The 12,085-nt window shown below is 44.5% G+C and carries 8 protein-coding genes and 2 rRNA genes (1 of these 10 only partly in view); 2 read left to right on the forward strand and 8 right to left on the reverse strand.

Annotated elements, in window-relative coordinates; all coding sequences use genetic code 11:
* Both CWC29_RS03735 and rrf read left to right on the forward strand, forming a co-directional pair.
* Positions 1 to 2,051: ribosomal RNA gene (locus CWC29_RS03735) — 23S ribosomal RNA — on the forward strand (it extends 943 nt beyond the left edge of the window).
* Between the two features lie 117 nt (positions 2,052 to 2,168).
* Positions 2,169 to 2,282 (forward strand): 5S ribosomal RNA (gene rrf / locus CWC29_RS03740).
* A 620-nt stretch (positions 2,283 to 2,902) separates the two neighbouring features.
* Here the strand turns inward: rrf and CWC29_RS03745 are convergent.
* The 8 genes from CWC29_RS03745 to CWC29_RS03780 all read right to left on the reverse strand — a co-directional run bounded on the left by CWC29_RS03745 (position 2,903) and on the right by CWC29_RS03780 (position 12,067).
* Positions 2,903 to 3,112 (reverse strand): hypothetical protein, encoded by a 210-nt coding sequence (locus CWC29_RS03745; protein ID WP_128728048.1) that lies wholly within the window; start codon positions 3,110 to 3,112, stop codon positions 2,903 to 2,905.
* A gap of 467 nt (positions 3,113 to 3,579) precedes the next feature.
* Positions 3,580 to 4,491, reverse strand: coding sequence for a hypothetical protein (locus tag CWC29_RS03750; protein WP_138523506.1), 912 nt, complete (start codon positions 4,489 to 4,491; stop codon positions 3,580 to 3,582).
* 170 nt (positions 4,492 to 4,661) lie between these two features.
* Entirely contained in the window at positions 4,662 to 6,125 is a 1,464-nt protein-coding gene (locus tag CWC29_RS03755) for a HAMP domain-containing sensor histidine kinase (RefSeq protein ID WP_138523504.1), read from the reverse strand.
* Complete coding sequence (locus CWC29_RS03760; RefSeq protein ID WP_128728045.1) at positions 6,122 to 6,853, reverse strand: response regulator transcription factor; 732 nt, start codon at positions 6,851 to 6,853, stop codon at positions 6,122 to 6,124. Before CWC29_RS03760 ends, CWC29_RS03755 begins: the two co-directional genes overlap by 4 nt.
* 52 nt (positions 6,854 to 6,905) lie before the next feature.
* Positions 6,906 to 7,613 (reverse strand): spondin domain-containing protein, encoded by a 708-nt coding sequence (locus CWC29_RS03765; protein ID WP_128728044.1) that lies wholly within the window; start codon positions 7,611 to 7,613, stop codon positions 6,906 to 6,908.
* 9 nt (positions 7,614 to 7,622) lie between these two features.
* Positions 7,623 to 8,321 (reverse strand): spondin domain-containing protein, encoded by a 699-nt coding sequence (locus tag CWC29_RS03770; RefSeq protein WP_128728043.1) that lies wholly within the window; start codon positions 8,319 to 8,321, stop codon positions 7,623 to 7,625.
* A 244-nt stretch (positions 8,322 to 8,565) separates the two neighbouring features.
* Positions 8,566 to 10,533, reverse strand: coding sequence for an FAD-dependent L-amino acid oxidase (locus CWC29_RS03775; RefSeq protein WP_128728042.1), 1,968 nt, complete (start codon positions 10,531 to 10,533; stop codon positions 8,566 to 8,568).
* A 364-nt stretch (positions 10,534 to 10,897) separates the two neighbouring features.
* On the reverse strand, positions 10,898 to 12,067 hold the full coding sequence (locus CWC29_RS03780; RefSeq protein WP_138523502.1) for a glutathionylspermidine synthase family protein: 1,170 nt from the start codon (positions 12,065 to 12,067) through the stop codon (positions 10,898 to 10,900).
* Positions 12,068 to 12,085: the final 18 nt, after the last annotated feature.

Raw genomic sequence — 12,085 nt, forward strand, 5'->3', positions numbered from 1 at the left:
TACTTACGGGGGTAGAGCACTGTTAAGGCTAGGGGGTCATCCCGACTTACCAACCCTTTGCAAACTCCGAATACCGTAAAGTACTATCCGGGAGACACACGGCGGGTGCTAACGTCCGTCGTGGAGAGGGAAACAACCCAGACCGTCAGCTAAGGTCCCAAAGTGTATGTTAAGTGGGAAACGATGTGGGAAGGCTAAAACAGCTAGGAGGTTGGCTTAGAAGCAGCCACCCTTTAAAGAAAGCGTAATAGCTCACTAGTCGAGTCGGCCTGCGCGGAAGATGTAACGGGGCTAAACATACCACCGAAGCTACGGCTGCGTACGTAAGTATGCGGGGTAGGGGAGCGTTCTGTAAGTGGCTGAAGGTGTGCCGGGAGGCATGCTGGACATATCAGAAGTGCGAATGCTGACATGAGTAACGACAAGAGGAGTGAAAAACTCCTCCGCCGGAAGACCAAGGGTTCCTATCCCATGTTAATCAGGGTAGGGTGAGTCGACCCCTAAGGCGAGGCTGAAGAGCGTAGTCGATGGGAAACGGGTTAATATTCCCGTACTTGGTATGAATGCGATGGGGGGACGGAGCAGGCTAGGCAAGCATGGCGTTGGTTGTCCATGTGAAAGGCTGTAGGCTGGTGACTTAGGAAAATCCGGGTTGCTAAGGCTGAGAGTCGAGACGAGCCACTAAGGTGGTGAAGTTGTTGATGCCCTACTTCCAGGAAAAGCCTCTAAGCTTCAGTTCATACTGAATCGTACCCTAAACCGACACAGGTGGTCAGGTAGAGAATACTAAGGCGCTTGAGAGAACTCGGGTGAAGGAACTAGGCAAAATTGTACCGTAACTTCGGGAGAAGGTACGCTCTTGTTTGTGAAAGACTTGCTCTGTAAGCAAACGAGAGCCGCAGTGACCAGGTGGCTGGGACTGTTTATTAAAAACACAGCACTGTGCAAAATCGTAAGATGACGTATACGGTGTGACACCTGCCCGGTGCCGGAAGGTTAATTGATGGGGTTAGCTTAGGCGAAGCTCTTGATCGAAGCCCCGGTAAACGGCGGCCGTAACTATAACGGTCCTAAGGTAGCGAAATTCCTTGTCGGGTAAGTTCCGACCTGCACGAATGGTGTAACCATGGCCACGCTGTCTCCACCCGAGACTCAGTGAAATTGAAATCGCAGTGAAGATGCTGTGTACCCGCGGCTAGACGGAAAGACCCCGTGAACCTTTACTACAGCTTGGCACTGAACATTGACCCTACATGTGTAGGATAGGTGGGAGGCTTTGAAGCAGGAACGCTAGTTTCTGTGGAGCCGACCTTGAAATACCACCCTTGTAGTGTTGATGTTCTAACTTAGGCCCCTGAACCGGGGTTGAGGACAGTGCCTGGTGGGTAGTTTGACTGGGGCGGTCTCCTCCCAAAGAGTAACGGAGGAGCACGAAGGTTTGCTAAGTACGGTCGGACATCGTACGGTTAGTGTAATGGTAGAAGCAAGCTTAACTGCGAGACAGACACGTCGAGCAGGTACGAAAGTAGGTCATAGTGATCCGGTGGTTCTGAATGGAAGGGCCATCGCTCAACGGATAAAAGGTACTCCGGGGATAACAGGCTGATACCGCCCAAGAGTTCATATCGACGGCGGTGTTTGGCACCTCGATGTCGGCTCATCACATCCTGGGGCTGAAGTCGGTCCCAAGGGTATGGCTGTTCGCCATTTAAAGTGGTACGCGAGCTGGGTTTAGAACGTCGTGAGACAGTTCGGTCCCTATCTGCCGTGGGCGTTTGAGAATTGAGAGGGGCTGCTCCTAGTACGAGAGGACCGGAGTGGACGAACCGCTGGTGTTCGGGTTGTGATGCCAATTGCATTGCCCGGTAGCTACGTTCGGAACTGATAACCGCTGAAAGCATCTAAGCGGGAAGCAGGCCTCGAGATGAGTTCTCACTTTGACTTAGAGTCAACTGAAGGGCCGTTGAAGACTACAACGTTGATAGGCGAGATGTGGAAGTGCTGTGAGGCATTAAGCTAACTCGTACTAATTACCCGAGAGGCTTAACCATACAACGCCAAAGTGGTTTATAAGCGACAGAAGTTAATAGACTGAAGTAGACAGAAGAATTTAATAGCTTTTTCCAGATTTATATTAATGAAGGATACTTCATTAATGAACAGAATTTCCTGATGACCATAGCGTTTTGGAACCACCTGACCCCATGCCGAACTCAGAAGTGAAACAAAACAGCGTCGATGATAGTGTGGGCTTCCCATGTGAAAGTAGAACATCGTCAGGGCCTTATTAGAGAAAGCCCGATTCGAGAGAGTCGGGCTTTTTTGCGTTTGAAGTAAAGTACTTCCATGAGTATCTCCCCTTCACGTATCCATGCGCTCATTTCCCCGAACTGCGAAGCGTTGCTTCGGTTTCTTGTCACCCAAACTCAGAAGTGAAACAAAACAGCTCGAAGGCGAGCCCCGCGAAGGGTCGGCCCCGGTCAATGATAGTGTGGGCTTCCCATGTGAAAGTAGAACATCCTACTTCGTAGCGAGCCAGGGCCAAATAAAAGAAACCCGTTGCAGCAATGCGACGGGTTTTTTGCTATGTGGGGCATAGAGATTTGAGATATAAAACCTCGCGAGGTAAACTCGCTCCTACCACAGCATCAGCACTGACCAGTGTGGTCGGAGGTGGTTTACCCGCCGAGCTGTTGGGCTTCCCAAACAAAGAGAGTAAAACATCCTTCTTCGTAGCGAGCCAGGGCCTTATTAAAGATCGCGAGGTGAACTCGCTCCTACCACCACATCAGTACTGAGCTGCATGGTCGGAGGTGGTTTACCCGCCGAGCTATTAGGCTTCCCAAACAAAAAGAATAAAACATCCTTCTTCGTAGCGAGCCTGGGCCCAATTAAAGGTCGATTAACAGCATTCATCCATGATTCTAATCGACATTAGTACATCCATGTACGTCAAACCCGTTGCAGAGATGCGACGGGTCTTTTGCTGTTTGGGGTTTAGAAAAGCTCGCAAAATCAACACATCGCGAGATAAACTCGCTCCTACCACAGCATCAGCACTGAGCTGCATTAACGTAGCGGTTTTTTGTTTTTCCGATTTATAGCTCAGCATAGCGACACACAACATTTATACCAATCAGCTTAAATATCTGAGCTAATATAGGTTATGTAAAATCACCGGTTAAACAACGTTGAAGCCAAACCTATCAGAACAGCTTTTAGCACTTTCTCGAAAAGTACAAAGCGCTCGAAAACGCATGCGATGACTTGCGGTGTCATTATTTTATGAGGGTAATAGCAGAACCGATACTGCTAAGTGCCTTAATACCAATTCGTTTAATGACGTGATCTATTTTGAGGCGAGAAAAGCTTGTTGATAACACCGCTACTACACCCTACTCACACTAAGGTGCCGGCGTCCATGTCGGCAAGGGCAAAAATCTTACTATTTAGTTGCTCTAAATAAGAAATTTTTAACGGCGTTAATATAATATTTCATCCTTCAAATTGGTTGGAAGATTAATAATGTTGGTATTAACTGCTCTTTGCATTCTCCCTGTCTAGGGAATGTTCCAGTCACTATGAGCCATCAGCGATCACTCTTATCTCCCGTTGCCTGTTCATAGAATTATGTGATGTAGCCCCTCGCGATGGAAGCCTATTAAAAGTAGCCAATGGTGCATTTCCTAGTGCGATCTCTACCTCAAAGTGAAATGCCTTAGGATTTTCTGGAGCATAATTCTCTTTAGAGAAGAAAAAGCAAGGATCACCACCAACACCCCAGCGGACACCCTTTTTCAAAATATATGAAGCACCTGGAATATTCTGCCACTGCCGCCCTGGTTGCCTGTATTGATAGCGCTGACGGATATCAATGGTTCTTCCCATAGTGAGTGGGCGTCTTACAATATAATCAGGGTTAAATGTTGAGTGATCGTCAGTTACGGAGGCGCTCTGAGAACCATTTGGAGGCATAAAAAAGCTTTGGGGTACCCTACTTAATAATTGGTTAAAAGGAGGATCATAAGCCCTAGCAGTAGGATACCATACATGCTCTCTAGTTAGGCAGTGTGTAAAGGTGTTTACATCGCCGTTGGTACTGTCAAATGTGAATTGATGCTTAAAAATATACCGTGCATTATCAATCCTTATCATACCATGGGTGGGATCTCGAAATTGGTACCATTGTAATTCAAAATCCTGAAAAGCCATATTGTAATTCGTTGGACGGGCAAAACTATCTATATTCAATGCGTTGCCTAAGTATACTAATGCAGTTTGATATTTTAGAAGTTTATCCACTGGCAAAGCGTGGATTTCCCCCTCTATATTTTCGGCCGTCCGATTATTGATATTTCGATTATTTGGGCTATTTTGCGCATTACCACCTAGCAATAGAATGATATTGTTAAGTGAGGAGGCACTCTGGCGAAAACCATCATTGGCGTTTCCAATGTGGTTCATAAAGTTACGCATAGAGACAATTGGCATAGTAAACTTTCCGTATTGTGTTCAATTCAATGGTGTATTTTTTTTACTTTTAGTTAAAATATAGTTTACTTGAATAGAAAGCCAGAAAATATTTACATTGAAAATATCTTGAGTAGAAGCTCAGAGTACTCGATACCAAATTGGAGTTGGTTGCTCCGAGCTTTAGTGATTTATTCATTCAAAGGCAAAACGATGGTGAATTGACAGCCTTCATTAAGTGCACTTGCTACACTGATCCGTCCTTTTAGTATTTTGATCAGCTCACTGGTAATAGCGAGACCAAGGCCTGCATTATGTTTACGATTACTATTACTATTTTTGGCTTGAAAACTCGCATCAAAGATATGTTGTAGGTCTGACGCACTGATACCAATACCTGTATCATTTACTTTGATATATGCATAACCCTCACACTCTTCTAGTACTAAACTAATTTCTCCACCAGCTTCAGTGTGTCTAATGGCGTTATCTATTAAGTTTGACAGCACTCTATCTAGTTTTCCTATGTCACTGACAATCACCAAAGTACTTTGAGGTGGGGATACGACTATCTGTAATTGGTTGGCTTCAGCCCTTAACTTGAATTTTGCTGCGACGTCATACATTAACTCCAGCAGGTTAAAGGGCTCAACATGGAGTTTGGTATGTCCGGCTTCTAAGTGAGCTAGCTCAAAAATTTGTGCGATAAGATGATTCAGTTGATTTATATTTTTGCTGGCAATTTCGATGTGTGGAACGATATTTTTGTCACTCGTTTGTTTTTCTATTAGTTCTATGTAACCTTTCAGTGAAGCAAGTGGTGTGCGAAGATCGTGGCTTAGTTGGGAAAGTAACTCTCTACGTTGTTCATCTTTGAGGTTAAGTGTTGCTAATTGCTGCTGAATTTTATCCAGCATAGCATTGACGCTGCGACCTAGCTGATGTATCTCATCATGCTCCTCGGGCCAGTTTATTTGCGCATCTTGACTTATATTAAACTGGTTTTGACTGACTTGGTCTATATATTGAGTCAATCTAGACACTGGTTTGGTGATTTTATTTAGCAGCAACAGAACGACAATCAGTAGAAAGAATAAAGTGCCGAGTAACCAGCTAACCCCAAGCATTACTTTATCTGAATTTTTTAGTTGCTCAATAATGCTATCGTATTTTGAGGAGCCAATTATGATATATAGATAACCCTGTAAAATGTCTTGATTAAATACGGGAGCAACAGAGAAAATTTTACTGCCATTCACACTTCTCGGATCATCACCAAATACAGGAAGTTGGCTATTGCTTTTTAGGAGCCTTTGTAACGGGGTAATGTCAATATACTGGCGTTTAACCTCTCCTGGAGTTGCAGAGTAAGTTAGTAGCTTCCCTTCAGGGGAGACGAAATAAAACTCGAATGAAGGACCCAAGATCATCAAGGTGTGAAACAAATTACTCAAGCCATCATAGTCATACACTCCCTTTTTTATCAGAGGATTATCGTCAACAAGATGGGTTGCGAGTGCAAGATGTAATTGTTGCTCTGCTTGAGATTTAGAAACTTGAGATAGCGCTTGAGTCCACCACACAAAAATTGCTGCGATGACGACGAAAGTGACAAATAAGGTAAGTGCAAGCTTTTTGTAAAGTGAGAGCTTCATAGGCTTTGTCCGCTAAGAGAGGCTGAATTTAATTTATAACCAACACCCCATACTGTTTCTATCACCGTATTATTTGAAATCGCTTCAAGCTTAGCCCTCAGACGATTAATATGGGAATTAACGGTATGCTCGTAACCTGAGTGTTGGTAGCCCCATACTGATTCTAATAGCTGAGTTCGTGAAAATACGTGATTTGGGTGTTTAGCAAAAAACTGCAGCAGCTCAAACTCGGTTGCGGTGAGGTCTAACCTAACATTAGCCAACGAAATTTCATGACAACAGGCATCTATAATGAGGTTCCCAACTTCAATTTTATCACTGGGGGAGTCTGCACTTTCGGTTTGAATTGGCTGCTTAAGTTGTCTGACATGGCGTAGCTGCGCTTTTACTCTCGCTTGCAATTCTCTGGTATTGAAAGGCTTACATATATAGTCATCTGCACCGACTTCCAGCCCGATGATCCTATCGACCTCGCTACTTTTCGAGGTGACGATGATTATACTACTCATAGGGTAAAGCGCCTTAAGCTCTCGACAGAGGGTTAGTCCATCCATATTGGGTAGCATTAAATCCAGTAAAATCACGGCAAAATCGTTTGCTTTAGCAACCGTTAATACTTGGCTGCCGTCGGCAACATGCGTTACCGCTAAAGCTAACTCCTCTAAATGCACTTGGAGCAATCTCGCTATGTCTAGGTCATCTTCAACTAGCAACACGTTTTCTAACATAAATAGCCCTTTATGAAAGCGCAAACGCCTATGGCAGGCGTTTGCGCATAGGCTATTTAACTCTCTCGATAGTGACTGCAAGCAGTGGGTTATCAAATTTATGGATACTAGTGAGCGTTGAACTTTGGAGTCCATCATCACTACCAACCACACCACTGTGCATCGATACTACATTGTGATTATCGTTGCGCTCTGCGTTAAAGCCTTCACCACTATCTGCTGGACCAGGTATGGTTCCCACGGCTTCGCTATTCAGCTCAGTGCCAGCATCGTAAGCAATCGTTCGATACATTTGTATCTCGCCTACGGCCAGTGCAGAGACGTCTATAGCATTTAGACCGGAGAATCCATCATTGGTATTCACCATCATGGTTAATAGCGATAATTTTAGCTCAGAAAGGTCTGTAGTTTTGATGGAGAGGTTAGTTTCTGCACCGGGGCCCAAAGGTCCATCCGTTGAGACGGATGCTAGTGTCATCTCGTCGGCTATGACGTCATTGTTATTTCCCCCCTCTGCAAGTTGTTCTAAAGCTTCACTTGCAGGCATGCCAACAGTAAAGTAATGGCCAGACTGATGAAGCAACACTGCAATTGGTGACATTGGCTGTGCATATGTAAGGTTCGTGATGTTGATGGCAAACTCATACTCAACTGGTTCTGGCTCAACCGGAGGCTCTGGCATCACCATATTATTGTCATTGTCTCCACATGCACTGAGCAGGAGCGCAGACAAGGCAATTAATGCTAATTTCGCTTTCATAGCTCCCCCTTATTTTACGGTTATTGTTACTTTAGCTACGGGATTTAACCAACGGTGCACGGTGTTATGCAGATCGCTATTACCGCCGACTTGCTCGTCGTCACCTACGTTGCCTCTGTGAATATGGACCATGGTGTTTTCTTCACTTGCTGTGACGCCAGCACCTTGAGTTCCAGGAGCCGCACCTGGCGATGCTGGGATCCCTAAAATACCGGGTGCACCAGAGCCTTCGACAACCAGTTCATTATTCGCTTCAGTACCCGCATCATATGCATTAAGGTAAACTTCGTAGGTGCCGGCAGCGCTTGGAATAGGCCAAGCATTTAATCCTACAAATCCATCATTGGTAGGAAGTAGCATCGCCACAATTGAAAGGTGCGTATTTCCTTCACTAGTGGCTATCATGGTCATTGTAGAACTTGCGGGTGCAAGTAGCCCCTCAGCTGGGTTTGCGACCATGTTGGCGTTTGAGCTTTCGAGGATTTGCCCTAAAGCTGAAATGTCTCCGCCTTCGGCCATGGCTTGCAATGCTTCGGAAGCTTGCTCACCAAGTTTAAAAAGAGCGGTATCTTGATTATGAGCAGCCACCAGTAAAGGCGTATAGTAAATACCGTGAGTGAGGTTAGTGATTTTTACTTCAAGGTCTTGTGCCAGCGCAGCGCTTGATAAACACGTTGCGACTAGGGTGGTCAGGATTTTTGCTTTCATGATGTACTCTTCTTATTAGGGTTAACAGTCTCCTTATCATGGCCGCAAGATATTGAGATAGGCTCACGGAGTTATCACGTTTTTATCACAAAAGCGTAGAATACTTATCACATGGCTCAGATCAGCGGAGCTTAGTTTAACTTGAAATATGCCAGAACGGTTTTAGTTGATCGAGAACTATCAATTCGTTCTGCAAGGTAGGGATAATGAGGAGTAAAAAACTCCTCATTACTAGAGAGGCGGGTTAGGGCTTATCGAAATAACTGAGGTTGACGCCAAACACACTATTGGCATCAGCAAGCGTTACTTTGTCTTTGGTGTTTGGTGAAAAGTTAGGATCGATATATTCCATAATCATTTCATTAGCAATTTTCCGATAGGCGATTTGTATTGCTTCTGACGAACTACAGCCTTGATCCGTTTCAAAGACTTCGCTTAGTGGCGCTAAACCAAACCCTTTTTGTAGCGCTAAATCTGTCGAACGTAACGCGCCTTCAACCCAGCCCTGATAATCAGAGTAAGCTTCACCGCAGGTAAACAGATTTGGCAACGGCTCCACTAAATCTTCGATAACGTCTTTATCATTCGCACCAATTGCCCATTGATGTACACCAAAACCAAATTGAAGATTTTCAGGCACATTGAAATTTACATTCCCTTCCCAAACTCGAGCGCTCGTGAGGGTGGGTTGTGGGACATAGTGCGTATTAAAAATGTCTTTAAAGAATTGTGTCGCTTGTCGTACAACCGCTTCCGAGGCTGGAAATATATCACTGGGAATAGATTCAACGAGTTCCGACTCACGAGGGTGATGATAAAGCTCACCTTTATTTTGCAGTGCACTCCAAAAATTAATATTCAAATAATCACAGTAAATAGTCAATGCGGCTGGGCGACTGTATTTAGCGGCTTCTATCCCTTCGAGTTTGTGTTGGGTTTCTGAGTTAGGCTCGGCATGACGCTCGTTATACATAAGCGCGGCTGCGAGTTCATCATCTAAAGCATAAAAGGGATAAACAGAACCTGTTGGTAAATCGGCAAAGTTAGGTCCAAAGCTCACCGCAGGGCGGCCTGTTATGCCGGTTCCCCACCATGCAGTGTCGTAGTATAAATTAATCTTCAGGAGCGGTTGGTTGCTTGTGCTTTGCAATGTATCCCATAACGCATCGCGCCGCTGCTTTGGTAGTTGTTTGAATACATCTGACGCTATGAACAACTTTTCAAGCGCGAGCCTTGGCAGCCCTAAAATAAGCTTTTCGGCTTTAAATGTTCCTTCGCTTATCTGTCCGTCTTGCTCGGTTTTGGTGTACTTAAGTACATATAGATTGTCTGCTTTATCAAAGGCGATGCTGTCGATGCTCGTTTGCAGGTAAATCTTCTCTTTACCTATTTTATCCACCAGCGCGTTTGGCAGGGTGCTAAAGCCATCTTTAAAGGTTCTAAATTCGACATCTGCAGGAAAGTCTTCCAAAAGCTGATAGGCAACCCCCGCATTCATTTTCGATAAGAAGGTGCCATTAAAGCCCAAAACACGATACAGCATGGTGATACATTCTTGGCTATAACCCATATCAGTGAGTAAATCCCACAAAGACCAATTATATAGCGGCTCACCTTGCCATTGACATTGCAGACGGAAATCCTGCCAAAACTCTGGACCGCGAACCTCTGGCCTTGAATCAAACTGTGGATTCACTTGCAAGATTCGATTAAAAACAACATTAATAATGTCTTTGGGGTTAACACCTTGCTCGTTTGGGTCGAGGTTATAAAGTGCTGACCAAATATGATAGTCGTCTTGTTCGGCATCGTTTACCGAAAAGCTGGTACCGCGAAAGTAGAGCCGGTTATTGCCGCCGCTATTCATAGGGAAAGGGACTATCTGATCTTCTAGGCCCAATCTAAGAAAGAGGGCCATTAGGTCATCCATACCCTCAAATAGAAACCGCATACCACCTTGTTCTTCTTTGACTGTAATGGTGCTGTCAGGCTTTGCTCCTGCGCGGTTATCTCTGAAATGGATAAGATCTGAGTCTAATCTTCCACCTGTGCGGTTGCTGCGCTCAAAAATGGCGAAGTCATCAACGTCTGTTTCGTACTGTAATCGCCAAGCGCTATACAAACCAGACATACCAGCCCCTATCACTGCGACCTTCACTGCGTCTGGAATGGGTTTTTGACTAATGTCTGTACCTATTTTGTAGTGAGTCATGTGAGTTCCTTAGTCGACTATGTCTCACACTTTTGAGGCTGACTGCTTTTATACCAGTTGGTATTACTTCCTAGCTCGCTAAGTGATCTATAACGTATCTATGCACTCCAACCTGTTGAGTGCACTTTCCAAAAGTTTGTTGCAGCAAGCCAAGTATTGCCTTCTCAGCTTGATGCAAAACCCAGATATTACTTTAGTACACTGGTTAAGTTTGTGTTAATTTTTGAGGCAGGTTTTGCCAAGTGTTTGTCTAAAAAGTGCGAATGGCATGAATTTAATAAGCTTTTATTCTTGGCTGAACACTAATTTGAGAGATGGAACATATTTGTTCCATACCGACTAAGTTATTTAGTGTTCAATGAGTTTAGCCAACAATGATATGGGGTAAGAAACGGCTAAGATCTTGGGTGATCAGACTTTTATCTTCACGAACACCAATTCCAACCGCTTTGTCACCGACAATCCATGAGCCGATGAGCGTATTGAAGCCTGCAAATTTTGGTAAAGGCGAGTAAGCTTGATAAATATAACCTTCTTCGCCATATCCACCAGCAGACCGTGCAAGCAGTTGTTGATCTTTTCGGATCTCAATATTCGCGCCTTCACGAGAAAATAGCGGCTTCTTCACATAGCCGGACTCGCTGTTTGCAATTTTATGCTTGTCCTGTTCAAAGTATGCCGGTAACAGATTTGGGTGATTGGGAAAGGTTTGCCATAGCAAAGGTAAGATTGCTTTATTAGATAAAATCGCTTTCCAAGCAGGCTCTAGCCATTGCACTTTTGCTTTTGATAACTGCTCACTATATTCATCTTGAAACATAAATTCCCACGGGTATAGCTTAAACATCCATTGAATTTTTGAATCATCAAGGTCGACAAAGTGTTGGCCATGAAATCCGATATCTTCGATAAAAACTTGTTTCGTTTTGAGTCCAGCTTCCATCGCGCAGCTGCGCATATATTGAATGGTGCCCAAGTCCTCAATGCTTTCTTTGCAGCAAGAAAAGTGTAGGGGAGCACCACGGTGGAATTTATGCAGTTGATAAAAGCGCTCTATTAGCGCTTCTTGTAGGCCATTAAATTGATCCGCATTACGAGGCAGTTTACCGGCTTTCACTTGTTCTTCAAGCCATAGCCACTGCCAATAACCTGTTTCGAATAAGCTGGTGGGCGTGTCATAATTGGCCTCCAGCAGCTTGGCTGGTGACTTACCACCGTAACTAAAATCAAAACGACCATAGAGCGCTTGGTCTCGACGACGCCATGAGCGAGTCACTAATTCCCATTGCGACTCAGGAATAGCAAACTGTTGCAGAAGTGACTCATCATTACACACTAGATCGACAAGGTGTAAGAGCATTTGGTGAAGTTCATCACTTGGGTCTTCCAAGTCTTGCTCAATTTGTTTTAACGTAAATTGATAATATGCACTTTCGTCCCAATACTTTTCACCATACATAGTATGAAATTCAAAGCCGTGAGCTTTTGCTTGTTCACGCCAGTGTGGGCGTTCATCAATAGAAATTCTTAACATAAGGATAAAATCGATCCG

This window comes from Pseudoalteromonas galatheae, assembly GCF_005886105.2.
GTDB classification, from domain to species: Bacteria; Pseudomonadota; Gammaproteobacteria; order Enterobacterales; family Alteromonadaceae; genus Pseudoalteromonas; species Pseudoalteromonas galatheae.